Consider the following 25,524-nt stretch of genomic DNA (forward strand, 5'->3'; position numbering starts at 1 on the left):
GCACACACCAGTCGGCCACCGTCGTCATAGGCGTAGGAAACAACGTTGTGTTCGGTCACCCAGGTGAAGGCTTCATGGCCTTTGGCGCGCTGGACCTGATAGTCCACCGCCACAATGCGCCCAAGCTCATAGCGCAAGAACAGCGAGCGGCCGACGCCGTTATCCAGTCGCTCAATACGCCCCGAGCGATCCCGCAGAATGCGCAGCCGGTTGTCGTATGCATCGCTGATGGCGGTGAGCACACCGTCGCAAAAGTGGTAGAAGCGTGATTCCTGGGCCAGCACTAATTCATCGGGCAGAGCGCCCAGGTAGATCGCCGCTTCGGCCAGGCTGTTGGTGATTGCGGGTCGCGACGCAGTGGGCAGTGGAAATTCAGTAGAGCGGTTTTCATGATCGGTCCACACCACCGAATCACCCGACACCGAAAGCCTGTGCGCCAGCGCATGGCTCCAGCCAAACCCCAACCCACAATCCACTTCCACGGCACTGGTGCGATACAGCCGCGTCCACTCAAACGGCAACACGCCATCCAGCGTGCCATCGGTGAGGGTCAGCAACTCCTCGCCGGTGACCATCGACACCGGGCAGCCATGGGAGGCAGTCTTGTCCGCCGGGGCCGAGGCCTCTCCGTTGAGGTTTTTCCCCGAGGCCGGCACATCGTCGACAGTCTCCTGCCTGACCAGTACCGTGCGTTGCGTCGCCTTGTCCCGCACTGCCGTCACGGGGTTGGAAACCAACTGATCGCCAGCTTTCAAAGGCCCAGGCGGCACCGTCTTTATCGGTGTCGGCACACTGCTCAGCAACAGCGGTTTCAGCGCTTCGGCATGGGGCTCCAGAGGTGGCCCCACCAACTGATTCGCCAGCGTTTCCAGCCAGCCACGCACCCGCCCGGATTTGATATGCCCCAATACCTGGGCTCCCAGCCGAAGTTGCACGCCCATGCCCCGGGTGGCCCAGATCAGAAACAGGTTGATCAGTACTTCACCCGTGATTTCACCCAGCAGCTCATACATGTCTGGCGGCGGCAGCATGCGTATCCAGGCGACCATGGCTGACAGGTAAATGAACAGCAGTGGCTCGTCGCTGAGCACGAGCAAGCCCTGTGCAACGGCCTCGCTGCTCAGTTTCAGTAGTTGATCTAGTTCAGTTTGGGAGAGGTATTGCAGCAGCTTCTGGCTGTTGGGCTTGATGTCCGCCAGCAGGTCACAGAGTTGTGTGATGTTGTCCCAAAGGTTGTAGAGGGCTTGGGCGATTCCGCTTGAGAGCGCCACATTTTGCATCACACTGCGTTCCAAAGGCGCGGCCTTTGAAAAGTCGCTCCACCGGGCGTTGAAGGTCTGCGTCCATTCCTCGCGCAGGCGGGTCTCGAGCCCCGCGATCACCGATTGATAAGACGCATACAGCGCCTTGACGTGATCCCTGGATACGTCGGGATAGAATGTGACTTGATAACGCTGATCACGCGTGCAGCCCTGGATTTCAAGGATGCCGCTGGGGCCGATGGTGTCATGGATGGGTGGCCCCACCGGGCTGCCATCTGCTGCAATGGCTTGCAGCACCACGGGTGTATTGCCGATGGGCACGAACTGCGTGCTTTCGAACAGGTGCACCAGGGTCAGTGAACCCTGGGCTTTGCACAGGGCAACGGTGGCGCTGGGCGCCTTGGACGAGCCCGGTGCGGTCAGTGCGACGTCGTCGCCGACCTTGAACACCTGCTCAAGATCCAGTGCCGAACCGCTCCAAAAGCTTTCAGCCCAGTCGTCGAAGGTATTCAGGCAGGTTCTGAAGTCGCGCAAGACGTGCTCAACGTCCGGCGTTTTGGCGTCCATGGGGGCCAGGACAAACCTGGCAATCACCGGGATCAAAAGGCAGCCCTATCGGGCAAGGTGGTTACGGAGAAGTACATCGGCGGTCCCTCGCACTGAATGATCAGGCGAAGGACTTTGGAGAGGTTTGTAAGGAAAAGAAGCCGGACCTATTCGTCAACAGAAGTAGGGCGTTTCAGTAGTTTTTGTCCTCCATACAAGTCGGCGAACCCCGGTTAGACTTACCTGTCGATATCCGCAGTGCCCGGCCCGTCGTCGTTCAAGGAAGCCCCATGTATTCAAGCCGTTTGATGCTCTGCCTCACCACCTCATTGGTACTGGCCGGTTGTTCCACCACGCGCAACCCGCAACAGCCGCAGCGCAGCGAGGCCGATGTGAAGGCCCAGATTGTGCGGCTGCTGCCGGCGTCGGTGCCGGACCGCAACGGTTGGGCTCAGGATATCTACACCGCCTTCGACACCCAGAAGATCTACCCCAGCACTGAAAATATCTGCGCCGTGCTGGCGGTCACCGAGCAGGAGTCCACTTACCAGGTCGACCCTGCGGTGCCGAACATGGGCAAGATTGCTCAGGATGAGATCCTGCGGCGGGCCGGCAAGGTCCATGTGCCGGCGTTTGTGATACGCACCACGCTGCAGTTGCGCTCGCCCACCGGCAAGTCCTACGCCGAACGCCTGAGCGCCGCGCGCACTGAGAAGGATCTGAGCGGGATCTTCGACGACTTCATCAGCATGGTGCCGCTGGGAAATACGCTGTTCGGCGGCTTCAACCCGGTACACACCGCCGGCCCGATGCAGGTGAGCATCGACTTTGCGCAGCAACATGCGCGGGGTTATCCCTACACGGTGGATGGCACGATTCGTCGGGAAGTCTTCACCCGACGCGGCGGCATGTATTTCGGCATTACCCATTTGCTGGGTTACCCGGTGAACTACGACCAGCCGCTGTATCGTTTTGCCGACTTCAATGCCGGCTGGTATGCCAGCCGTAACGCCGCGTTCCAGGCTGCCGTCAGCCGCGTCACCGGCACCGAGCTGGTGTTGGATGGCGACTTGATTCGTTACGGCTCATTACTGCCGGGCTCCACCGAGCTGGCGGTGCGTTCGCTGGGTTCGAAACTGGATATGCGTAACCCGAGTATCCGCAGCCAGCTCGAGCAGGGCGAGCAGCTGGATTTTGAAGACACCACGCTCTACAAACGCGTGTTCGCCCTGGCCGACAAGGCCGCCGGCAAGCCGATGCCGCGCGCGATCCTGCCGGGCATCGTGCTGAAAAGCCCGAAGATCACGCGCAACCTGACCACGGCGTGGTTCGCCCAGCGGGTGGACGAGCGATATCAGCGCTGTATGAAGCGTTGATCAAGTGCGTCGTTTGACAAACCGGCGCCACAACCCCACCCACAGCCATACCACCGGGAACGCCAGGATCACAAACGGCAATACATAGCTGGCGCGCTCCATGGCGTCCGCCGTGCCGTTCACCAGGTTGTCGCCCAGGTTGCTGAACATTCGGCTGAAGCGCGATTGCTGGTTCGCACCGTCGCTGGAGCGGAAGTTGAGGGTGACGCGGTTGGTATCGAGGCGACGCTGTTGGCCGGCCGCGAGCTGGGCGAGTTCCTGAAGTTCGTTCTCAATGGACGCCTGTTCCTTGCTCAGTGCAATCAGGTCGCTGACGGTGATGTCCTTGCGTTTGGCCAGATCATCCAGGCGCTGCTGCTGGGCTTGCAGACGCTGCTGGCGACGCTTTACGTCATTGACGGCGTCGGCCAGGTCCTCGGCGGTGGTGATGCGCTGGCCGAGTTTGCCGCCTTCGGCCGCCATCGCGACCATCGGTTCCACGCCGGTAGGCGCTATGCGCAAGATGATCTCGCCGCCGTCGCCATCTTCGGTGATGCCCAGGATGTTGCAGGCACCAAAGCGCGCGGTTTCACAGGCTTCGCGGGTGGCTTGCATGCGTGGTGCGAGCAGAGCGCCGGGCAGGGCCAGGGTCAGCTCGTGTTCGTAGGCCAACTGCGCACCGGCCCGGCCCTGTTCGCCGTTGATTACCGTGGCGCGGGGGTGGTCCTTGGGCGAACAGCCGGTCAAGACCAACCCGGCCAGTAACAGCATGAAAAACGGGCGAGATTTGCCGTCCAGATGGCGCATTGCAGTTCCTTGGGGTGTACAGGGGAATTGGACGGCGATTAAACCGGGTCTGGCGGATTAACGCAAAGCATCAGAGGGGATATGTGTGGTTGATGGTGATGGCCCTCACGTCGGCCCTGGAGTACACCTCAAGCCTTACTCCAAGGACGAATTCACCATGAATGTTCATGCCGTGCCCGAAGGTTTTGTTTCGCTGCCGCGCAGCAGCCCCCTCCTTGATTTGCTGGGTCCTGCTTATGGCCGGGGTGAGGGGCTGCACCTTGAAATTGGTCTGCGTGCGGATAACCGCCACGCCAACGGGCGCGGCACGGTGCATGGCGGCGTGCTGGCGACCTTGGCGGATGTCGGCATGGGGTATGCGATGGCGTTTTCCAGTGAGCCGCCTTTGCCGTTGATTACGGCCAGCATGACATTGGACTACTTGGGGACGGTGCGGGTGGGGGATTGGATTGTGGTGCGACTGGAGCACCATAAACGCGGTCGGCAACTGGCGTTTGCCACGGTGAGCCTGCAGGTGGGAGATCGGGTGGTGGCTCGGGCGAATGCGGTGTTTGCGGTGCCACAACCTGACAGCTGACTCAGATCAACTGTGGGAGGGTGTTTTTCTGACGCGGCCGCCAAAAAGAAAAGGCCCGGTTTGCGTGGAACCTGGCCTTTTCCGTAGTGCGCGTTGAATCAGTTGCGTTCGAGGGCGAGGGCTACGCCTTGGCCGCCACCGATGCACAGCGTCGCCAAGCCTTTCTTGGCATCACGCTTGATCATTTCATGCAGCAGGGTGACCAGCACGCGGCAGCCGGACGCACCGATCGGATGGCCGATGGCAATGGCACCGCCGTTGACGTTGACCTTGTCAGCGTCCCACTCCAGCTCTTTACCCACCGCCAAAGACTGCGCGGCGAAAGCCTCGTTGGCTTCGATCAGGTCCAGGTCACTCAGTTGCCAACCGGCTTTGTCCAGGCAGCGGCGTGTCGCCGAGACCGGGCCGATGCCCATGATGGCCGGGTCGACGCCGGCATTGGCGTAGCTGGCAATGCGCGCCAATACGGGCAGGCCGAGGGCGCGGGCTTTATCGGCGCTCATCAGCAGCACGGCAGCGGCGCCGTCATTGAGGCTGGAAGCGTTGCCGGCGGTGACGCTGCCGTCTTTCTTGAACGCAGGTTTGAGCTTGGCCAGGGATTCGGCGGTGGTGCCGGCGCGGGGTTGTTCATCCACGGCGAAGGCGACGGGGTCGCCTTTGCGCTGGGGGATCAGGACTGGCGTGATCTCATCGACAAAACGCCCGGCCTCGATGGCGGCGACGGCCTTTTGTTGCGAGGCGGCGGCGAAGCTATCCTGGGCCTCACGGCTGATACCGTACTTGTCCACCAGGTTTTCGGCGGTGATACCCATGTGGTAGTCGTTGAACGCATCCCACAGGCCATCGGTGATCATGCTATCGATCATCTTGGCGTGGCCCATGCGCAAACCTGTGCGCGCGCCAGGCAAGACGTACGGCGCCAGGCTCATGTTCTCCATGCCACCGGCAATGATCACCTCGGCGTCACCGCAACGGATGGCTTGGGCGCCCAGGTGCAGGGCCTTGAGGCCCGAACCGCAGACCTTGTTCAACGTCAGGCTGGGCACCGCGTGGGGCAAGCCGGCCAGGATCGAGGCCTGGCGCGCCGGGTTCTGGCCGGAGCCTGCGGTCAGTACCTGGCCGAGGATCACTTCATCCACCTGGGCCGGGTCCAGGCCGGTCTGCTCCAGCAGGCGGCGGATTACGGCAGCACCCAGTTCCGGTGCCGGAATGCTGGCCAGTGAACCCTGGAAGCTGCCCACGGCGGTGCGGGTGGCAGCAACAATCACGACGTCTTGCATGGAATCTGTCCTCACTGGAAGTGCATTTCTGGAACGTGGTCCGGGACAATCAGTTTACCGGCGGTCTTGCTCACAATCTCCTCGACGCTGACGCCAGGTGCGCGTTCCTTGAGGACAAAAGCGCCATTTTCGATTTCCAGGTAGGCCAGGTCCGTCAGTACACGCTTGATGCAGTTCGCGCCGGTCAGCGGCAGGCTGCATTGGCTGAGCAGCTTGGACTCACCGTCCTTGGACGCGTGGGTCATGATCACGATGATGTTTTCCGCTCCGGCCACCAGGTCCATGGCACCGCCCATGCCTTTGACCAGCTTGCCGGGGATCATCCACGAGGCGATGTTGCCTTGCACGTCCACTTCAAACGCACCGAGCACGGTCAGGTCGACATGGCCGCCGCGAATCATCGCGAAAGACTCGGCGGAGGAGAAGATCGAGGCGCCGATACGCGCGGTCACGGTCTGCTTGCCGGCATTGATCATGTCGGCATCGATGGTGTCTTCGGTCGGAAACGGGCCCATGCCCAGCAGACCGTTTTCCGACTGCAGCATCACTTCCATGCCTTCGGGAATGTAGTTGGCCACCAGGGTCGGAATGCCGATGCCGAGGTTGACGTAGAAACCGTCCTGCATTTCGCGGGCGACGCGTTGAGCCATTTGTTCGCGGGTAAGAGCCATGTTTTTTTCCTCTTATTGTCTGGGCTGGAGGCGGATTATTTGCGGACGGTGCGCTGTTCGATGCGCTTCTCGAAGGTGCCGCAGATGATCCGGTCGACGTAGATGCCAGGGGTGTGGATCTGCGCCGGGTCCAGCTCGCCCGGTTCGACGATTTCCTCGACTTCGACCACGGTGATCTTGCCCGCAGTAGCGGCCAGCGGGTTGAAGTTCTGAGCGGTGTGGCGATAGATGACGTTGCCGAAGTGGTCGGCTTTCCAGCCTTTGACGATGGCGAAGTCACCGGTGATGGACTCTTCCATCAGGTAGGGGCGACCATTGAATTCGCGGGTTTCCTTGCCTTGTGCAACCGGAGTGCCGACACCGGTTGCGGTGAAGAAGGCCGGAATGCCGGCGCCGCCGGCGCGCATTTTTTCCGCCAGGGTGCCTTGGGGGGTCAATATCACTTCGATTTCGCCGCTGAGCAGCTGCTTCTCGAACAGTGCGTTTTCACCGACGTACGAGGCGATCACCTTGCTGATCTGCTTTTCTTCCAACAGCACGCCCAGGCCAAAACCATCCACGCCGCAGTTGTTGGAAACCACGGTCAGGTTGCGGGTGCCTTTGCGCTTGATCTCGGCAATCAGGTTTTCCGGAATGCCACACAGGCCAAAACCACCGGACAACACGGTCATGCCGTCTTCCAGGCCTGCCAGGGCTTCTTCATAGGACGCCACGCGTTTATCGAAACCTGCCATACGCACCTCTTTTATTGTTTGTGGGCCAGCCAATGAACCGAGTGTTGCGCCGAAGCATTGATTTGTTAAGTTGTTTTTTAAGGTTGATTGATTTAAAAAACAGCATAGTCGCCTGGCCGTTCGGAGTCGCCTCATGACCGTTAAACAGATGCGTGCCTTTCTCGCCGTGGCCCAGAGCCTGAGTTTTGCCGCGGCCTGCGAGCGTCTGCACCTTTCCCAATCGGCGCTGAGCCTGACCATCAAGGGCCTGGAAGAGGGATTGGGCGGACGCTTGTTCAGCCGCAATACCCGTAACGTCGCGCTCACCCCTGAAGGTGAATCGCTGTTGCCGCTGGCGCGTCGGCTGATCGCCGACTGGGACAATGCCGAGGATGAACTACGCCAGCGCTTCACTTTGCAGCGCGGGCGCGTGACGGTGGCGGCGATGCCATCGTTCGCGGGCAACCTGTTACCGCCGATTCTCAAGATATTCCGCGAACGTTACCCCCAAGTGAACGTGACGGTGCACGACCTGATCAACGAGCAGGTACTGGAGATGGTGCGCGACCGGCAGGTGGAATTGGGAGTGGCGTTCGAGCCCACCGAGGCTTCTTCGCTGGCGTTTACGCCGCTGTACCTGGACCGGTTCATCGCGGTGGTGCCGGGCGATTCACCCTTGGCCGAGCGCGTCGAAATCGACTGGAAAACCCTGTTGGCGCAACCGTTCATTACCTTGCAACGGCCATCCACGGTGCGGGTCATGCTGGAGGAGCACCTCGGCGCCCTGCAGATGAAGCTGCCGGTGGCTCTGGAAAGCCATCAGTTAGCCACGGTGGGCAAGATGGTTGCCAGTGGATTGGGCGTCAGCGCTGTCCCCGCTTTATGTGCGCGGCAGATGGAGGAAGCGGGTGCCCACTGCATCACCTTGAGTGATCCGGTGATCGAAAGGCCCATTGGCGTGCTGACCAAGCCGGGGCATGAACTTTCGGCGGCGGCGCAGGTATTGTTTGATATCTTCAGGGATGAAGCGGGGAAGGGCAGGTTTCCAACTTTCTAAGTACGGCCACTATAAATATGGGAGCTGGCTGGCCAGCTCCCATACAAGGGCGAGTACTACTTGCCAGTTAGTAGTAGCGGTCGATCACTTTAACTTGTGAGTTGTCTTTGAAAGACGCCCACGCATTGTTAAGTGTGTCGAACACCTGCTCGATAAAGTTGCGATCAGCTGCAGCCTTCTTGCCGACATAACCCTGGCCGCGGCGGTACATCTTCAGGCGCGCCGCCAGTTCACGGTTATTGCGGTCGAACTCGGCTTCTTCGGTGTGGGGCGCCAGGCAGTCGATTTTCACTTCGCCCGATTTACCTACCCACAGGATATGGTCGTCGAGTGTGTCTTTCTGCGCTGCGAACATTTCAGCCAATTCATTGATAGTTGGTTGGTTGTTCAGATTCATGTGTAAGCCCCTTGACCAGTTGGCGATCTATCAGTTGATTCACGTTAGTTGTCTCCGGTTCCGAAAACCGGGCGTCAGCGACTGTCTGCCGAATACGGGCAGGGTCTTGAACCTGATGCATGTAGTCTTGCTGATGAACTGCTACGCAATGGTTTCATAACGAAGACAAGCAGCGTTTGAGCTCCTTGTACCGAACCTTGCGGGCCGGTCAGCTTCATCAATCTGCCTTGTGGGCAGTGCACATCCGGAAAAAACAGCTCGGCGGTCAGACGAGCTTGTTCAAAACACGGGTTACCGACGCTCCCGATCCGGGAGACGTCTAGATCATGCAAGGACAAAAACGTTACGTCAACGGTTATGTAGTGATTATTTTAAAGCACTACATAAAGTGCTGTAGGGACGGGGGCCTGCCATAAAACGTGACTTGAGCGTCATTTATTGGAAGACAGGTCGAGGTCAAAAGTGGCTATGTAGTGAGCGGGCTTGCCCCGCGCTGGGTGGCGCAGCCGCCCCAAGAAGGATGCTGCGGTGTTTCAGAAAGGCCGAGGTCACTGGGTTTGGGGCGGCTGCGCCACCCAGCGCGGGGCAAGCCCGCTCACTACAGGCATTTCAGTCGTTCGGCCAGCAGGGGTAGCAGCCGCTCGCAGGATGCTTCGATCTTCATCTGTAAAAGGTCGTCTGCGCGGGTCTTGCCCAGGTTGATGGCAATCACCGGCTTGCCTTGCTCGATCATCGCTTTGCACAGGCGAAACGCTGAATAGGCCATCAGTGAGGAACCCACCACCAGCAAGCCTTCGGCGTGCGCCACCGCAGCCATTGCCTTGGCTGCCGTGGCTTGGGCGACATTCTCGCCAAAAAACACCACGTCCGGTTTCAACCGTTGCCCCTTGCAATGGGGGCAGTGGGGGACCTGGAAGCGTTCTTCAAAGGCGGGGTCGAGCAATGTATCGCCGTCGGGCGCTTGTACGGCATCGACATCCGCCAGGTACGGGTTCTGGCTTTCCATCACCCGTTGGATCAGATCGCGCTCGCTGCGCTGCTGGCAGTCCAGGCACAGCACCCGGTGCAGGCTGCCGTGCAGTTCGATCACATCATGACTGCCGGCCTGATCATGCAGCGTGTCGACGTTTTGCGTGATCAAGCCGCTGATTTGTTCGCGGCGTTGCAACTCGGCCAGTGCCAGATGCGCCTTGTTTGGTTGCGCAATGCGCACCCGTGGCCAGCCCAACATGGCGCGAGCCCAGTAACGACGCCGCGCCTGCGGGGTGGCCAGGAACTCCTGATACATCATGGGCGCCTTGCCCCGGCGCACGCCCTCGCTGTCGCGATAATCGGGAATGCCCGACGACGTGCTGATCCCTGCACCGGTCAGTACCAGAAAGCGCCGTTCGGTCGTGGCCTGGTGCAGGGTGTCGAGGTGGTCTTCCTGATGTTCCAGCGTATCCAGCATGGGTTCCCCTATTCGCCGCGGATGTACTGCTCCAACTGCTTGATCAGGTCAGCCTGGCTGGCGATGGCTTCCTTCACCAGGTCTCCGATGGACAGCAGGCCCAGCAGTTGACCGTTTTCGACCACGGGCAGGTGACGAAGGTGGCCGTCGGTCATGATGTTCATGCACTCATCGACCTTTTTGTGTGTGTCGACGGTTATCACCGGAGAACTCATCACCTCACTGACCTTGGTCGTGACTGACGATAGCCCCTTGAGCATGATTTTGCGTGCGTAATCCCGTTCGCTGATGATCCCTACCACTACGCCTTCCTTGACCACCGGCAAGGCCCCGACGTTTTTCTCCGACATACGAACCAGGGCTTCAAATACGGTGTGGTCATGTTGGATGGTATGGACGTCCTGGTTTTTCTGGTCCTTGGCTTTAAGCACTTCTGCAACGGTTTTCATGGCGGCCACTCCGGTGTTGTTGTTAGGAAGTCAGGGTCCTCCTACAGAATCCTAGACGGGCCACGGGGCCGCAAGGGCCAAAGCGGCGTTAAACCTGTCGAAAAGCGTCATTCGCCGGATTTTTTTGACGGTTACCCGCTGTTTGTCGGCTTTTTCCCCCGCCTGGGGGCGGCAGCGGCCTTGCGGGGTGCGCTCTTTCGTTTCTTTTTCCAAGGGGGAGCACTTTTGCCGCCAGGGCTTGCCGGGCCAGTGATGGTCATGCGCATGCCGTTGCAGCGAGCCACTTGCTTGCTCATCCAGGCCGCTTGTTTGGCGACGAATTCTTCCAGGCTCATTTCTCCGCTCTGCACCATGTCCAGCGCCTGTTCCCAAATGGCGGTAGTGCCGGGGTCGGCGATGGCGCGGGGCACTGCGTCGATCAGGCTGAATGCCGCCGGGGTGGCGCAGAGCGCCTTGCCGTTTTTCACCAGGTACCCACGGTCCAACAGCCCCTGGATGATCCCGGCGCGAGTGGCTTCGGTGCCGATACCGGTAGTGTCCTTGAGCTTTTGCTTGAGCAGCGGGTCTTCCACCAGCTTGGCGACGTTTTTCATCGCCTTGATCAGGTCGCCTTCGGTGAAGGGTTTGGGGGGCTGGGTCCACAGGTCTTTCAGGTTGACCTTGGCTACGCTGCAGTCCTGACCTTGCACCAATGTCGGCAAAGCCTGCGGGGCCGGCGCCTCGCGGCCTTTGGCGGGCGCCAGCGCTTCGGGCAAGGCGCGCTTCCATCCCGGCTCGATGATCACTTTACCGACGGCGCGCAACGCCTGGCCTGCACAGTCGAAGTCCGCCTGGGTGCGATCGTACTCGTGGTTGGGCAGGAACTGCGCCAGGTAGCGCGCGCGAACCAGGGTGTAAACGGCGCGGTGTTTGCCGGTCAGTTGGGTGACGTCCTTGCCGGCTCCCGTGGGAATGATGCCGTGGTGCGCGCTGACCTTGGCGTCGTTCCACGCCCGTGAGCGGCGCTGCGGATCGACATGGGGCATCAGTTCATTCAGCGTCGCGTCCGCCCGCGCCAGTGCCGCAAGAATGTTCGACGCTTCGTGGTGCTGGCTCAGCGGCAGGTAGCCGCAATCACTGCGCGGGTAGGTGATGACCTTGTGGGTTTCGTACAGCGACTGGGCGATGTCCAGGGTTTCCTGGGCGCCGAGGCCGAGCTTCTTCGAGCAGATTTCCTGCAGGGTGCCCAGGTCGAAGGGCAGGGGGGCCACCTCGCGCATGCGCTCGGTACGCAACTTCATCAATCGCGCGGTGGCGGCGTGGCTCATGGCGTCGGCCGCCTCCCAAGCCAGCTGTGGGTTGAGGCAACGACCCTGGTCGTCGCAGGCATCTTCGCCTGCACGCCATTGGGCGGTGAAGGTCATGCGCTCGTGGCGCAGGTCGACATCGATGGCCCAGTAGGCCACCGGCACGAAGTCGGCGATGCTGCGGTCGCGGTCCACCACCAGGCGCAAGGTTGGCGTCTGTACCCGGCCTACCGGCAATACGCCCTGATAACCGGATTGGCGCCCGAGCAGGGTGAACAAGCGACTCATGTTCATACCGATCAGCCAGTCGGCGCGTGAACGGCCGAGGGCCGAGTGATACAGGCTGAAGGTTTCAGCGCCAGGCTTGAGTGCGGCCAGGGCCTTGCGAATGGAGGCGTCATCCAGCGCCGACAGCCACAACCGCTGGATGGGCCCGCGATAGCGGCAATGCTCTACCAGTTCACGGGCGATCATCTCACCCTCGCGGTCGGCGTCGGTGGCAATCACCAACTCCTGGGCTTCCCCCAGCAGACGCTTGACCGCCTTGAACTGGCTGGCGGTCTTGGGCTTGACCAGCATCTTCCACTTCTGCGGGACGATCGGCAGGTCGGCCAGTACCCAGCGTTTGTATTTGGCGTCGTAGGCATCCGGCGGGGCGGTTTCCAGCAGGTGGCCGATGCACCAGGTGACTGTGACCCCATTGCCCAGCCAGCACCCGTCGCCGCGCCGGCTGGCGCCGAGCACGGCCGCGATATCTTTGGCCTGGGAGGGTTTTTCACAGAGGTACAGCCGCATGGTCATCACATCAGATCGGGTTGATGCCTTGCAGGATGCGCAGTTGGAGGGTTTTGATCAACTGTTATCTGTATGGATGTACAGCGAAATGTGAGGGGGGCTTGTTTGCGATGGCGGTGCTTCAGTCACAAGTGCATTGACTGAGCGACCGCTATCGGGAGCAAGCCCCCTCCCACAAGGGATCAGCAGAGCGGATCAGTTGTTATCGATATCCACATGTCGCGTTTCCTTGAGGCAGAACAACCCCACGATCAAGCTCACCCCGGTGACCACTACCGGGTACCACAAGCCGTAGAAGATATCGCCGGTGTACACCACCAGTGCAAACGACACTGTCGGCAGGAACCCACCGAACCAGCCGTTACCGATATGGTAGGGCAGCGACATCGAGGTATAGCGGATCCGCGTCGGGAACAGCTCGACCATCAACGCCGCCAGCGGCCCGTAGCACATGGCGGCAATCAGGATCAGCGCCACGATCAACACCACCACCATCACCTTGTTGACCTGGGCCACATCCGCCGATGTCGGGTAGCCGGCCAAGGTCACCGCGCCACGCAGGGCGGCTTCGTCGAAACCGTCGATGCGCACATCGCCCACGCTGACCTGCACCGGGCTGCCTGTCGGGGCGGCGGCGCTGTGGTACGGCAGGCCCTGTTTGACCAGGAAGGTCTTGACCTTGTCGCACGGGCTGTCAAAACGCGCCTTGCCCACTGGATCGAACTGGAAGGTGCAGGTGGCAGGGTCTGCCAAGACGGTGATCGGTGCCTGGCGGCTGGCCTGGTCCATCGCCGGGTTGGTGTAATGGGCCAATTCCTTGAAGATCGGGAAGTACAGCACGGTCGCCAGCAGCAGGCCGAGCATCAACACCGGTTTGCGGCCCAGCTTGTCCGACAGCCAGCCGAACAGGATAAAGAACGGCGCGCCAATCACCACACTGATGATCAGCAGCATATTGGCCAGGGCCGGGTCCATCTTCAAAAATTGGGTGAGGAAGAACAAGACATAGAATTGTGCCGCGTAAAAGGTCACCGCCTGGCCGCCGTTGATGCTGAACAGGGCGATCAACACCACCTTGAGGTTTTCCCATTTGCCGAAGGATTCGCGGATCGGCGATCGGCTGGCCTTGCCTTCCTCTTTCATTTTGAGGAACGCGGGCGATTCATGCAGGCTCATGCGAATCCAGGTGGAAATGCCCAGCAGCACGATGGAGAACAGGAACGGGACACGCCAGCCCCACACCTCGAACTGGTCGCCGGTGAAGTAACGGCAGGCCAGCACCACCAGCAGTGACAACAACAGGCCAATGGTGGCGGTGGACTGAATCCAGCTGGTGTGCAAACCGCGTTTGCCGGCGGGGGCATGTTCGGCCACGTAGGTGGCCGCGCCGCCGTACTCACCGCCCAGTGCCAGGCCCTGCAGCATGCGCAATACGATCAGGATGATCGGCGCGGCGATGCCGATGCTGGCGTAGTTGGGCAATAAGCCGACGCAAAAGGTCGCCACGCCCATCAGGATGATGGTGACCAGGAACGTGTATTTGCGCCCGATCATGTCCCCCAGGCGGCCGAATACCAGGGCGCCGAACGGCCGCACCACAAAGCCGGCAGCAAAGGCCATCAACGCGAAGATAAACGCGGTGGTGTCGTTGACCCCGGCAAAGAACTGTTTGCTGATTACCGCCGCCAGGGCGCCGTAGAGAAAAAAGTCATACCACTCGAACACCGTGCCCAGGGATGAGGCGAAGATGACTTTCTTTGAGTCGTTGCTGGTGCTCGCGTCGATTACCGAGCTCAGGGGTTGCGCATGTTCTGACATCGGGTAGCCCTCACAGTGATTATTTATTGTTGTTCCACTGTCGGCGCCGGGGGCGGCGCCGCTATTGCTTCATTCATTGCCTCTTTAAGCCGGATGCGCTGCGTTTTCGTTGACGTTCTTCGCGAGCAAGCTCGCTTCTACAGTATTGGGCGACAAGATGAGCTGCGCCGCTTTCTCAGCGATCATCAAGGTCGGTGAGCAGGTGTTGCCGGAAGTGATGCGCGGCATGATCGACGCATCGGCGATGCGCAGGCCGGGTACGCCATGCACCCGCAGTTGCGCGTCGACCACCGCGTCCTTGTCATCGCCCATGCGGCAGGTGCCCACTGGATGGAAGATCGTGGTGCCGATCCGCGCGGCGGCTTCGTGCAGTTGCTCTTCGGTTTGCAGTGCGTCACCGGGCAGGTATTCCACCGGATTGAACTGGCTCAGCGCCGGCGCGGCAACAATCCGCCGAGTCAGGCGGATCGCGTCGGCGGCCACTCGCAGGTCTTCCGGATGGCTGAGGTAGTTGGGCCGGATCAATGGGGCATCTGCCGGGTTGGCCGAACGGATATCGATGCGGCCACGGCTGTGTGGGCGCAGGTCGCAGACCGAGGCGGTAAAGGCCGGGAACCCGTGCAACGGCTCGCCAAAACGCTCCAGGGACAGCGGCTGCACATGGTATTCAAGGTTGGCCGAAGTCTGCTCGGGGCCGGAGCGGGCAAACGCGCCGAGCTGGCTGGGCGCCATCGACAACGGGCCACTGCGGTCATACAGGTAGCGCAGGCCCATGCCCATCTTGCCCCACACCGAGCCTGCGATCTGGTTCAGGGTGCGTGCGTTTTCCAGTTTGTAGATCAGGCGCAACTGCAGGTGGTCCTGCAGGTTGCCGCCCACCCCCGGCAGGTCATGCAGCACATTGATGCCCAATGGCTTGAGCACGTTGGAAGGACCTATCCCAGAGCGCTGCAGAATGCCCGGGGAGCCCACGGAACCGGCGCACAGCACGATCTCCTGGCGCGCCTTCCAGCCGACCTGCTGGCCATGCTGACGGCCTAGGACGGTGGTTGCCCGGCCGTTTTCCAGCAACACGCGGTCGACTTCCACCTCGGTCAACACGGTGAGGTTGGGCCGCTGGCGAATCGGCTTGAGAAACGCCTTCGCTGCGTTCCAGCGTACGCCGGCCTTTTGGTTGACCTGGAAGTAACCGCAGCCTTCGTTATCGCCCTGGTTGAAATCGTTGAGCGCTGCGATGCCGCTTTGCGCGGCCGCGTCGCGGAATGCGTCGAGGATCGGCCAGTGCAGACGCTGTTGTTCGACGCGCCACTCGCCGCCATCGCCGTGAAATGCAGAGCTGCCGGCAAAATGGTTTTCGCTCTGCTTGAACAGCGGCAGTACATCTTTCCAGGCCCAACCCGGATTGCCCGCCGCCGCCCAGCTGTCGTAGTCCTTGGCCTGGCCGCGCATGTAGATCATGCCGTTGATGGACGAGCAACCGCCCAGCACCTTGCCCCGTGGATAGCTCAGCGCACGGCCCTGCAGGCCCTCCTGGGCTTCGGTCTTGAAGCACCAGTCGGTGCGCGGGTTACCGATGCAGAACAGGTAGCCGACGGGGATATGGATCCAGGGGTAGTTGTCGCGGCCGCCGGCTTCGAGCAGCAGCACACGGTGGGCGGGGTTGGCCGACAGTCGATTGGCCAGCAGGCAGCCGGCCGGGCCGGCGCCCACTATCACGTAATCGTATTGAGCAGTTGCACTGGGCATCTCGGGTCTCGCTTGTTTTTCTTATTGGCTTCATCCTAGTTGTTAGTTTTCGTCTTAAAAATGTTAGTTTTTACCCAGCTGCTGTGCGTTTTTAAACAGCGTGCATGGGACTTGCGCAACGGAGGCGATATGTTCGACTGGAACGACCTGCGGTATTTTCTGGAGTTGCAGCGCAGTGGCCGCCTGCTCACCGCCGCGCAGCGCTTGAAAACCACCCACGCCACCGTCGCCCGGCATATCGAAGCCATCGAGAAAAGCCTCGGCACGGCGCTGTTCGTGCAGCACGCCCAGGGCTACGAACTGACGCCCGCGGGCGAAGCGTTGCTCAAGCATGCCGAGGCCATGGAAAACGTCGCATTGCTGGCCGAAGACGAACTCACTCATTCAGCCGCGCCCCTGGGCAAGATTCGCCTGGGTGTGGCCGAAGGGTTGGGGGTGATGTTCCTCGCCGGCCGCATGGGTGGGTTATTCGAGCGTTATCCAGGACTGGAAGTGGAATTGGTGGCCGTGCCGCGCTTCGTCAGCATCCTCAACCGTGAAGCGGAAATCAGCATTCACCTCGAACGCCCCAGCGTCGACCAACTCGTCACGCGCAAACTCACCGATTACCGCCTCGCACTCTACGCCAGCCGCGCCTACCTGGAGCGTCACCCGCCGATCGAAAAGCGTGAAGACCTCGCCACCCATTCATGGATCGATTACGTGGATGACCTGCTGTTCAGCCAGGAACTGAAATTCCTCAGCAGCTTCTGCCGAAACCCTAAAGTGGTCTTCCACAGCACCAGCGTGATTGCCCAGCACCAGGCTGCGCGTTCGGGGTTGGGCATCGCGGTACTGCCGTGCTTCATGGCGGCGGGGGATGCGGATCTGGTGGCGTTGTTGCCGGGGGAGAGTATTCAGCGCAGTTACTGGATCAGCTCAAGACGGGAGTTGCACAAGTCCGTGCGGTTGCGGGTGTTGTGGGATTACGTCGTGGAGTTGTGCGCACGGGAACAAGCGTTGCTGCTCAACGAGCCTGACTGAATAAACCGGATTAAAAATGTGGGAGGGGGCTTGCTCCCGATAGCGATGGCTCAGTCACAGATGTATTGACTGACCGGCTGCTATCGGGAGCAAGCCCCCTCCCACAATTGGACGGTGTTGCGTCAGGGTGACCTTAAAGCTTCACCACCTGATGCACCTGCTCGGCACACGCCCGCGCATTCTCAATCATCGTGCCAAACGCCTCGCTGGCAATCTCATCGTGGGTCAGCCAGCGCTTTTTCTGGCTCAAGCGGTAGTGGTAGCGCAGTTCGCCATCCTTGAGGGTTCCGTCGAGGTCCAGGTCGTACCAGGGCGAGCGCACTTGGCATCCGGGGATGGCTTTTTCCATCTGCCCGCCGCTGAGGGTGATGGTGTAGTCATTGGTTTCGGGGTTGCCCAGGTACAGTTCAGCCTGTTGTCCGTGGCGGCGATAGTTGATGAAGCTGTCCCAGCGATCTTTCAAGGATGCATCGCTGTAGACGTAATCGTTCGCCAGTTTTTCCAGGGCATGCTGGTCGTTCAAGGTGGCTTTGACGGTATAGCCATCGTGCATGACGAAGGCGGTGGGCTCGCGGGTGATGTGGCAGTCGCTGATCTCGTTGCCGAAGTTGGCGCAGATGTTCTGGTCGGTGGCAGTGGCGCCTTGCTGGCGGTCGGCGACGCTCAGTTGCATCAGCGGCAGGCGGCTGAAGGTGATGGTGGCCTGGGTCGCGCCGTTGCCCTGTTTGTCGAAGTGGACTTTTTTATCCAGGAGCAGGGTGGTTTCGGGGCGTTCCAGCGGGATGTGTTCTTCGCGTACCTGGCCCTGGGCATCGTTGACCAGTACCCAGCGGTCCTGGATGTCCGGCATCACCTGGCCGGGCGCAAACACCGGGTTGGTCGGGTCGAGCCACCACACCTGGTCATCCACTTCGGCACGCACGATGGCGTGGTTCGGGGCGAGGGTGCCGGGGATCAGCAAGGACTCGACCACATCGCCACGGCTGACCCAGGCCGTCTCGGCCTTGATGCCACTGGCCTTGAGCATGGCGGTCAGTAGAATCGCCAGGTCTTTGCAGTCGCCATAACCATGCTGCTCGATTTCCGCCAGGTTGAACGGCACGTAGCCGCGTTCGGTGGCGCGCCAGTCGCCCAGGTAGCGGTAGTGGTCGTTGATGTGTTGCATCAGTGCGGCGACTTGTTCGGCCGGTGCCAGGCCGCGTGCGGCGACTACGGCGGCGGCACTTTGCGTGGGCAGGCTGGCGCCAAGGATCTGGTTGTAGCGTTGGGCGAAATCGCCGAAATACGCCTGGCGATCCAGTGCGCTGCCCACCTCCAGGCGCGGGATGCGCAACAGGGCGGCGTTGGCGGATTCGTTGATGTAGTTCAGGTAGGCGGGGGCTTTTTGCACTACATCCAGAGTCTTGCCGTTGGCCGAGGGCGTCACCTTGAAACCCTCGAACAATTCGCTGCGCCACTCGATCGGCCGTTCGGCGGTAAAGCGCGCCTTGAAGTGGTCGCGCCGCGTCGCGCTGGGACCGAACTTGAGCGCGTAGTGAAACTGGGTCATCAGCGGTTTCGCGGGGTTGTGTTCGCGCACGGTCAGGCGGATCTGTGTGCCAACGCGCAAGTTGGGGAAGGCCAGGGAGGTCTGCTTGTCGCGGCTGAAACCCTGGTCCGGGTTGGGCGCGGTGCGTGTGTCGATCTGTGCGGCACCCAGTGCTACCGGCTTCGCGCCGGGTTGGGTGGATTGCGCGCTGATCACTTCAAAGGTGTCGCCTTCGGAGTAATCGAAGTCGATGCGCGAAAGCATTTCGCGGCCGTTGGGCTTGAGGATGGTGTAGTGGTAGGTGGTGGTGCAGTCGGTGCTGGCGTCGCGGTTGAAGTGGCAGTGCAGTTCGGTGTCGCTGGCCAGCGGGGCTTCGGCCATGGGTTGTAACGCAGCGTAGGTGGACTGGGCCGCGAGGCCCAGGCTGAGGGCAAGCAACGGGCGGTGAAATGGAAAACGGTACAAACGGGACATTGGCGCCTCGGGTGACACATTGAAACAACTACCCGATGGGTAGTGAGAAGGCGGCGAATGATAATGGATCGCAACAATAAAGGCCAGGATTGTTCGACAATATATTGGCTGTAAGGCCCGAGATAGAGCCTTTTCTATGATTTATGTCAGGGGTTCAGCAGTTCGAATTCGGCGCTAGCAAGCTTTTCGCCATTGATCAAGACATGTACCGCGTGTTTGCCGGGGTAGTGCTTGCGCGTGGTCAGCTCGCGGATATGTTGTTCACGACGGATGCTCTGACGCTCGCCTGCGCCGAGGGTAAATGCCTTGAGCTTGAACACCTTGGCCGCGCTGTGACCGGCGCTTTTGACGTAATCGATGGCGTAGTCCACCACCAGCTTTTGCGCAGCGGCGGCGGTGGATTCCAGGCTGAAAGACAGGTTGATGCGTTCCCCCAGGCGGATCACGGCCGGTGTGACGCAAAGGTGATGAATCTTCACCTCGGCTTTGGCGCCCGCGCCCATGATCGTCAGCGCGCGGCTGTTACCTTGCTTGATCAGGCTGCGCAGTGCGTGACGGGCGATCCAGGCGGTGTGCGGGTTATCCAGGGACCAGCCTTCGATCAGGGTGAGCACCCAGTCCGGGTGGTCCTTGGTGATGTCGTTGAGGTGGTTGGCCACCGATTTGCGCACGTACAGGCTGCTGTCGGCCTTGAGGTTGTCGAGGATCACCGCGCACAGCTCGGGGTTGGCTTGCACTTGACCCAGGCGAAAGGACCAGGGCAGGCGAGGGCGCGAACCTTCGCTGGCGAGGCGACGCACGTGTTCATTGTCATCCAGCGACCAGGTCCGCATCACCGCCAGGGTGCGTTCGAAGTCGTCCAGCAGGAACTGGCGGATAGCGAATTCGGCCGAACCAAAGGTGGTGAAGTATTTGAGCGCGGCCATGGAGCGCTCGAAGTCGTCACGCCCGTAACTGGCCACGTAGTGCGGCAGGAACAGGCTGACGAACCCGCTGTTCAGGCGCGGGGCCAGCGCATAAAGCAGCTTGAGGGTGTGCGGGTAATCCAGTGGGATGACCGCATGCAGGCTTTCACTGACCCGCGCCATGCGCTGCATCACCGACAACTCGGCAAGCCCCGCCTTGGCGCGCTTGAGGAAGCCCTTGGCGTCGAAATCCGGGTATACCGCCGTCATCTCGGTGGCGATGTGTTGCAGGCGTTCGAGGTTGAAGATTTCCTTGAGGGCCGGGGAGCTTTGTACGGTCATCGGTGAGTCCATGCAGGGTAGGGGCGGTTCAGAGAAACCAGCGGTATTCCCGTGCCGCGATCTCTTGGTGGAAGGCCAAGTGATCCTGGCGTTTGTTTTCGCAATACACGTCGACGAATTCGCCGCCCAGCTTATCGCGCAATACCGGTTGGTGCTGCATGGCACGCACGGCGTCGAGCATTTCCAGGGGGAAGTCGGCGCCGCTGGTGCGGTCTTCGTTCAGCGGTGCGATGGGTTCGCGTTTGGCTTCAAGGCCATGCTCCAAACCGGCGAGGATGGCGGCCAGCACCAGATACGGGTTGGCATCGGCACTGGCCAGGCGATGCTCGATGCGCAGGTTGCGTGGGTCGGACTCGGGGATGCGCACACAGGCGTCACGGTCCTCAAAACCCCAACTGGCGCGGGTCGCCGCGTTGACCGTACCGCCCAGGCGGCGGAAGGCGTTGTGGTTGGGCGAGAAAATCGGCATGCAGTGCGGCAACAACTCCAGGCAACCGGCCACGGCATGGCGCAGCGGTTGTTGCTGGTGCGCCGCCAGCAGGTTGTTGCCCGCCGCGTCATACAGGCTCACATGGACGTGCATGCCACTGCCGGGATATTGCAGATAGGGCTTGGCCATGAAACTGGCGCGGTAACCGTGCTTGAGCGCCACGCCACGGGTGCTGCGGCAGAACAGGGCGGCCCAGTCGGCGGCGCGCAGGCCGTCGTCCAGATGGCCGAAGTTGATCTCGAACTGGCCGGGGCCGAGCTCGGCGGTGATCACTGTGATGTCGATGCCTTGGTCCTTGGCGGTCTGTGCCATGTCGTCCAGTACCTCGCTGAAGCGCGACAGGCGTTCGATATGCAGGTTGGGCTGGTCATCGGCGTCGTCGCTCAGCGGGTCGCGGGCAAATTGCGGCAGGCCGTTGTCGAGTTGCTTGTCGAACAGATAGAACTCCAGTTCGAACGCCACTACCGGGTGGATGCCCTTGTGTTGCAGGCGTTCCAGCACCTTGGCCAGCACTTCACGGGGTTCGAATTCGATGGGCGCTTCGGTGCCGTCGGAGGTGATCAGCATCTGGCCCAGTGGCTGCTTTTCCCAGGTGACGGGTTTGAGCGTACCCTGCACCAGGCGGCGGTTGGCATCCGGGTCGCCGTCGTTGAAGCAGTAATCACCAATCTTGAACAACCCACCCTGAACCCCCAGCAGCACGGCGTTTTGCGGCAGCTTCAAGGGGCTGCCGGCGGCGACCTTTTCCAGCATCTCCACGGGGTAGCGTTTGCCGTAGAAGTGCCCGGGGATATCCAGGGCAATCAGGTCGACATAACGTACGTCGGGGTGGTTCTGGCGAAAGGTCCGGACTTCGGCCAGCAACGTCGAGCAATGGCTTTTCACGGGTGCAGCTCCTAGTTGTAAACCCACAGTACGCGGGCGGGCAGATCGGTCAGGTTGGCGTAGCGACAGTGGGCGAAACTGGCCAGGTGGAAGCTGTCGCCGGGGCCCAGGGTGACCGACTCGGCTTCGCCCTCCACCCACAGCGTCAATTCACCCTCCAGCACGAAGCCGGCCTGCTCGGCGCGGTCGCTCATGGTTTGTTCGCCGCTGTTGGCACCGGGTGCCAGCAGGCTGTCGAGCATCGAGAAGGCGCCGTTCATGCTGGGCGAAACCAGAATGTCGGTGATGCCATTGGCGTAATACACCGTGCGCCGCTCGTTGGGCCGGGTGACCCAATCCACCGCCTTGGGTTTGGGCAGGCTGTAGAAGTAAGTGGTGGGCACGTCGAGGGCGTGGCTGATGGCGGTCAGGTCAGCCACGGTCGGTCGCGACAGGCCACGTTCGACCTGGGACAGAAAACCCACCGAACGCTCGATTTTTTGCGCGAGTTGGGCCAGGGTAAGTTTCTTGTGCTTGCGCAGGTCGTGGATGAGGGTGGCCAGGACGGCAAGTTCTTCTTGTTGGTTCATGAAATTTATGTCGAATAATTTCATGAAAAATTACAGGATTTATTTCATGCGAGCAATGAGGACGACGTTGGAAGCGCTTTTGTTCCAGTTGGAGCGGGAGCTGCAAGGCGGTGCCACCCGTTTGAATGCGGCGCGGCTGTCGCAGTTGCTGGCGGATGATTTCGTTGAGTTTGGTGCCAGCGGCCATGTGTGGGGTAGCAAGGCTCAGGTGATTGCCGGGTTGCAGGATGAAGTGTTTTGCGAACGCCGGATGACTGAGTTTGCGCTCAACCTGCTGAGCAAGGGCGTTGCGCTGGTGACTTATCGCTGCCACCGGGAAGGCGCGGACGATTCGCTGCGCAGTTCGGTGTGGCGGGAGGAGGAAGGGCAGTGGCGGATGGTGTTTCATCAGGGCACACCCGCTGCGGCCCTATAGCACTCTGTGGCGAGGGCGCTTGCTTGCGCTGGGCAGCGAAGCTGCCCTCATCTATTTATTGTGTTCGTCCAGGCAGTTTGAGTTCGGGCTTTTTGGGGCTGCTGCGCAGCCCAGCGGGAGCAAGCTCCCTCGCCACAGGGGAAATATTGGGAAACTGTATTCAGCAAGGTGAGGCTGGGTGCCTGCTAGGTTGAATGAGGCACCCATTTAATCCAGGAGCGCAGGATTGCTTCAAAAACCCAATTCTCATCTGTTACGACGTGGTCGTTATTCAGAGTCTGGTCGTGCCTACTTGGTCACCTCTGTGGTTTATCAGCGCCGCCCGGTATTTACCAGCCTTCGCTTGGGGCGACTACTGGTTGCCGAACTCAAGCAAGCTCATGACCTCAATCTTGTTGATTCACTGGCATGGGTCATCATGCCGGACCATTTTCATTGGCTATTTGAACTGAGGAGGGCAGCGTTGCCCGAGGTGATGAGACGTGTGAAGTCGAGAAGCACATTGACCATTAATCGTGCTTGTCATACGCAAGGTGCTTTCTGGCAGAGTGGATACCATGATCGCGCGGTCCGCGCAGAAGAAGATCTTATCCGAATGGCTCGTTATGTCATTGCCAACCCTCTGCGAGCCGGCCTGGTCAAGCATATAGGCGACTACTCCCTTTGGGACGCCGCTTGGTTATGACGGCATGCCTTTGTGGCGAGGGAGCTTGCTCCCGCTGGGCAGCGAAGCTGCCCTGATCCATTTATCGCCGATTGCCGGTTGAATGTTCAGACCGGTAGGCGGTCGTAACCTGGGTACGCATCATTCATTGAAGGAGTACCCATGAAGTCCAAAGCCCTCGTTGCCTGCCTGCTGCTCACTGCCGGCCTGTCCACTGCCAGCTTCGTCGTGCAAGCCAATGATACTCCGCAGGAAACCGTGCAACCTTCAAGCATCAACGCCCGTGACTTGAAGGAAGGCGACCGTGCCCCGGATATCCTGATGCGCAAGGAATCGGCGATCAGCAACTGGAAAAAGCACGGTCTCAAGCAGCCTGAAGCCGACAGCCAGTGGGCGCGGGTCGGCGATAAATTCGTGTTGCTCAAGACCACCAACGGCACCATTCTCGAGATCACGCCCGTTAAAAAATGACCTCCCGTAACACCCTGCTCTTGCGTTAAGGTAACCGGCCCGACGGACCGCGTTACCTTCAAAGAAAGAGAGCAGGATGCTTGCCACAATAAGAAACTACCCCCGCACGGTTAACCTGTTGCTGTCCGCCACATTGATGCTGACGTTGGCCAAGGCAATCACCTTTCCCTACCTGGTCATTTACCTCACCAGCCGCTTTGGCCTCGATATCTCCCAGGTTGGCCTGGTGATCGGCAGTTCGTTGATTGTCGGCTCGCTGCTCAGTGTCTACGGCGGCTTTCTGGTCGACCGCATCAACAGTTATCGCCTGCTGCTCGGCTTGAGCGCGCTGTTTGTACTGGGCTTTATCGGCACGGTGCTCGTGGGGAATATCTGGGCGTTCTACAGCTGCCTGATCCTGATCAACCTGGCCTACGCCGTGATCGATATTGCGGTGAAAGCCGGCTTCGCCAGCCTGTTGCCGGAAGACGCGCGCAGTGAAGTGTTTTCCATCAAGTACACCCTGACCAATATCGGTTATGCGATCGGGCCGGCGTTCGGGGCGGTAGTGGCCAAGCTGGATATCAGCCTGCCGTTTCTGCTGTCGGCGCTGTTGGGCGTCGGGTTTTTCCTGCTGTACTGGCGCTGGGGCGATCGCACGCTGACCAGCGTCGATGCCACGCAAAAACCCGTGCCGTTCATGGCCGTAGGCCGTGTGCTGCTGCGAGATCATCGCCTGGTGTGCTTTACCCTGGGCGGCGTACTCAGCGCCGTTGTGTTCGGCCAATTCACCGCCTGGCTGTCGCAGTACCTGGTCACCACCACGACGGCGCAATACACCTACACCGTGATCAGCGCCGTGCTCACCACCAATGCCGTGGGGGTTATCGCCTTGCAGTACGTGATCGGCCGGCGCATCTCGCACCGCTACCTGGGCCAGTGGCTGGTCGCCGGCTTGGGCATGTTCATGTTGGGCTTGATCGGCTTTGCGCTGGCCACCAGCGTGGTGTGGTGGGTAGTGGCGATGGCGGTATTTACCGTGGGGGAAATCATCGTGTTCCCGGCCGAGTACATGTTTATCGACCGGATCGCCCCGGACCACTTGCGTGGCATGTATTACGGGGCGCAGAACCTGTCCAACCTGGGCGCCGCGCTGGGGCCGGTGCTGTGCGGGCTGGTATTGGCCAACCTGCCGGCCCACACCCTGTTCTACATGCTGGGGGCGTTCATTGTCGGCGGTGGAGTGTTCTATTTCATTGGGGCGTCGTTGAAGGCAAATCATCCAGCGTAAGCTTGCCCACGTTGTTGCTTTCCAGCTCGTAGCGCAGCTCTTCGACCATCTTGGCGACTTCTTGCGGGGTCTGCAGTCGGTTGGTGCTGATCCCGGTGACCACCAGGTCGACCCGGCCCGTTGCGGCGTCGAAGACCTTGAGAGTCAGGGATGCGTCCCGGCACAGGGTGAATTCGCAGGTCAGTGGCGACAGGCCTTCTTCGATGCAGTTTCGCAATTGAGAGACGGTAAACATGCGGGTTCCTTCATGGCATCAATACGATGCCTTGAAGGTTATGG

24 protein-coding genes are annotated in these 25,524 nt (G+C 60.6%); 8 read left to right on the top strand and 16 right to left on the bottom strand.

Annotated elements, in window-relative coordinates:
• Window positions 1-1,865, bottom strand: a 1,865-nt coding sequence (locus DK870_RS26220) for a DUF6531 domain-containing protein (RefSeq protein WP_256679923.1), incomplete at its 3' end; no start/stop codon positions are given.
• A 233-nt stretch (window positions 1,866-2,098) separates the two neighbouring features.
• Between DK870_RS26220 and DK870_RS26225 the strand changes: the two genes are divergently transcribed.
• On the top strand, window positions 2,099-3,184 hold the full coding sequence (locus tag DK870_RS26225; protein WP_161550141.1) for a DUF1615 domain-containing protein: 1,086 nt from the start codon (window positions 2,099-2,101) through the stop codon (window positions 3,182-3,184).
• On the opposite strand, the gene DK870_RS26230 is transcribed toward DK870_RS26225, so the two are convergent.
• Entirely contained in the window at window positions 3,185-3,970 is a 786-nt protein-coding gene (locus DK870_RS26230; protein ID WP_060756456.1) for a DUF4349 domain-containing protein, read from the bottom strand.
• A gap of 157 nt (window positions 3,971-4,127) precedes the next feature.
• Here DK870_RS26230 and DK870_RS26235 point away from each other — a divergent pair, with 157 nt between their 5' ends.
• Complete coding sequence (locus DK870_RS26235; protein ID WP_104993254.1) at window positions 4,128-4,547, top strand: PaaI family thioesterase; 420 nt, start codon at window positions 4,128-4,130, stop codon at window positions 4,545-4,547.
• A 98-nt stretch (window positions 4,548-4,645) separates the two neighbouring features.
• Here the strand turns inward: DK870_RS26235 and DK870_RS26240 are convergent, their stop codons facing one another.
• From DK870_RS26240 to DK870_RS26250, 3 genes are read right to left on the bottom strand one after another with little or no spacing between them, the layout of a single operon-like run.
• The gene (locus DK870_RS26240) at window positions 4,646-5,827 is read right to left on the bottom strand and encodes an acetyl-CoA C-acetyltransferase (protein ID WP_161550142.1); all 1,182 of its coding nucleotides are present in this window, start codon (window positions 5,825-5,827) and stop codon (window positions 4,646-4,648) included.
• An 11-nt stretch (window positions 5,828-5,838) separates the two neighbouring features.
• A complete protein-coding gene (locus tag DK870_RS26245; RefSeq protein ID WP_065872325.1) occupies window positions 5,839-6,498 on the bottom strand; it encodes a CoA transferase subunit B in 660 nt (219 codons plus the stop codon).
• Window positions 6,499-6,533: 35 nt separating this feature from the next.
• A complete protein-coding gene (locus tag DK870_RS26250) occupies window positions 6,534-7,232 on the bottom strand; it encodes a CoA transferase subunit A (RefSeq protein WP_060756453.1) in 699 nt (232 codons plus the stop codon).
• 133 nt (window positions 7,233-7,365) lie between these two features.
• Between DK870_RS26250 and DK870_RS26255 the strand changes: the two genes are divergently transcribed.
• Window positions 7,366-8,268: a LysR family transcriptional regulator gene (locus tag DK870_RS26255; RefSeq protein ID WP_060756452.1), complete on the top strand. Its 903-nt coding sequence runs from the start codon at window positions 7,366-7,368 to the stop codon at window positions 8,266-8,268.
• 67 nt (window positions 8,269-8,335) lie between these two features.
• On the opposite strand, the gene DK870_RS26260 is transcribed toward DK870_RS26255, so the two are convergent.
• From DK870_RS26260 to DK870_RS26285, 6 genes are all read right to left on the bottom strand, one after another.
• Window positions 8,336-8,665: a hypothetical protein gene (locus DK870_RS26260; protein ID WP_060756451.1), complete on the bottom strand. Its 330-nt coding sequence runs from the start codon at window positions 8,663-8,665 to the stop codon at window positions 8,336-8,338.
• A gap of 598 nt (window positions 8,666-9,263) precedes the next feature.
• Entirely contained in the window at window positions 9,264-10,115 is an 852-nt protein-coding gene (locus DK870_RS26265; protein ID WP_161550143.1) for an NAD-dependent protein deacetylase, read from the bottom strand.
• 8 nt (window positions 10,116-10,123) lie between these two features.
• Complete coding sequence (locus DK870_RS26270) at window positions 10,124-10,564, bottom strand: CBS domain-containing protein (RefSeq protein WP_161550144.1); 441 nt, start codon at window positions 10,562-10,564, stop codon at window positions 10,124-10,126.
• 131 nt (window positions 10,565-10,695) lie between these two features.
• The gene (locus tag DK870_RS26275) at window positions 10,696-12,645 is read right to left on the bottom strand and encodes a DNA topoisomerase III (protein ID WP_161550145.1); all 1,950 of its coding nucleotides are present in this window, start codon (window positions 12,643-12,645) and stop codon (window positions 10,696-10,698) included.
• Window positions 12,646-12,840: 195 nt separating this feature from the next.
• Window positions 12,841-14,463 carry an MFS transporter gene (locus tag DK870_RS26280; RefSeq protein WP_161550146.1) on the bottom strand — a complete coding sequence of 541 codons (1,623 nt, stop codon included), beginning with the start codon at window positions 14,461-14,463 and terminating at the stop codon, window positions 12,841-12,843.
• Window positions 14,464-14,547: 84 nt separating this feature from the next.
• Window positions 14,548-16,209, bottom strand: a complete 1,662-nt coding sequence (locus tag DK870_RS26285; RefSeq protein ID WP_161550147.1) for a GMC family oxidoreductase — start codon at window positions 16,207-16,209, stop codon at window positions 14,548-14,550.
• Window positions 16,210-16,338: 129 nt separating this feature from the next.
• Here DK870_RS26285 and DK870_RS26290 point away from each other — a divergent pair, with 129 nt between their 5' ends.
• Window positions 16,339-17,232 (top strand): LysR family transcriptional regulator, encoded by an 894-nt coding sequence (locus tag DK870_RS26290; RefSeq protein ID WP_060756446.1) that lies wholly within the window; start codon window positions 16,339-16,341, stop codon window positions 17,230-17,232.
• Between the two features lie 133 nt (window positions 17,233-17,365).
• On the opposite strand, the gene DK870_RS26295 is transcribed toward DK870_RS26290, so the two are convergent.
• The 4 genes from DK870_RS26295 to DK870_RS26310 all read right to left on the bottom strand — a co-directional run bounded on the left by DK870_RS26295 (window position 17,366) and on the right by DK870_RS26310 (window position 22,425).
• On the bottom strand, window positions 17,366-19,225 hold the full coding sequence (locus DK870_RS26295; RefSeq protein ID WP_161550165.1) for a DUF3857 domain-containing transglutaminase family protein: 1,860 nt from the start codon (window positions 19,223-19,225) through the stop codon (window positions 17,366-17,368).
• A gap of 155 nt (window positions 19,226-19,380) precedes the next feature.
• The gene (locus DK870_RS26300; RefSeq protein WP_161550148.1) at window positions 19,381-20,481 is read right to left on the bottom strand and encodes a DNA alkylation repair protein; all 1,101 of its coding nucleotides are present in this window, start codon (window positions 20,479-20,481) and stop codon (window positions 19,381-19,383) included.
• A 28-nt stretch (window positions 20,482-20,509) separates the two neighbouring features.
• Entirely contained in the window at window positions 20,510-21,856 is a 1,347-nt protein-coding gene (locus DK870_RS26305) for a glutamine synthetase family protein (RefSeq protein WP_161550149.1), read from the bottom strand.
• An 11-nt stretch (window positions 21,857-21,867) separates the two neighbouring features.
• Complete coding sequence (locus DK870_RS26310; protein ID WP_161550150.1) at window positions 21,868-22,425, bottom strand: helix-turn-helix domain-containing protein; 558 nt, start codon at window positions 22,423-22,425, stop codon at window positions 21,868-21,870.
• 46 nt (window positions 22,426-22,471) lie between these two features.
• Between DK870_RS26310 and DK870_RS26315 the strand changes: the two genes are divergently transcribed.
• From DK870_RS26315 to DK870_RS26330, 4 genes are all read left to right on the top strand, one after another.
• The gene (locus DK870_RS26315) at window positions 22,472-22,840 is read left to right on the top strand and encodes a DUF4440 domain-containing protein (protein ID WP_256679924.1); all 369 of its coding nucleotides are present in this window, start codon (window positions 22,472-22,474) and stop codon (window positions 22,838-22,840) included.
• Window positions 22,841-23,066: 226 nt separating this feature from the next.
• Complete coding sequence (locus DK870_RS26320) at window positions 23,067-23,525, top strand: transposase (RefSeq protein WP_126870574.1); 459 nt, start codon at window positions 23,067-23,069, stop codon at window positions 23,523-23,525.
• Window positions 23,526-23,666: 141 nt separating this feature from the next.
• Window positions 23,667-23,975 carry an RcnB family protein gene (locus tag DK870_RS26325; RefSeq protein ID WP_060756441.1) on the top strand — a complete coding sequence of 103 codons (309 nt, stop codon included), beginning with the start codon at window positions 23,667-23,669 and terminating at the stop codon, window positions 23,973-23,975.
• A gap of 76 nt (window positions 23,976-24,051) precedes the next feature.
• Complete coding sequence (locus DK870_RS26330; RefSeq protein WP_161550151.1) at window positions 24,052-25,245, top strand: MFS transporter; 1,194 nt, start codon at window positions 24,052-24,054, stop codon at window positions 25,243-25,245.
• Here the strand turns inward: DK870_RS26330 and DK870_RS26335 are convergent.
• Window positions 25,208-25,480, bottom strand: coding sequence for a DUF1652 domain-containing protein (locus DK870_RS26335; protein ID WP_090372055.1), 273 nt, complete (start codon window positions 25,478-25,480; stop codon window positions 25,208-25,210). The two genes, DK870_RS26330 and DK870_RS26335, sit on opposite strands and share 38 nt — an antisense overlap.
• Window positions 25,481-25,524 lie beyond the last annotated feature (44 nt).

It is taken from the genome of Pseudomonas sp. Q1, from assembly GCF_009935975.1.
Taxonomy (GTDB): Bacteria; Pseudomonadota; Gammaproteobacteria; order Pseudomonadales; family Pseudomonadaceae; genus Aquipseudomonas; species Aquipseudomonas palleroniana.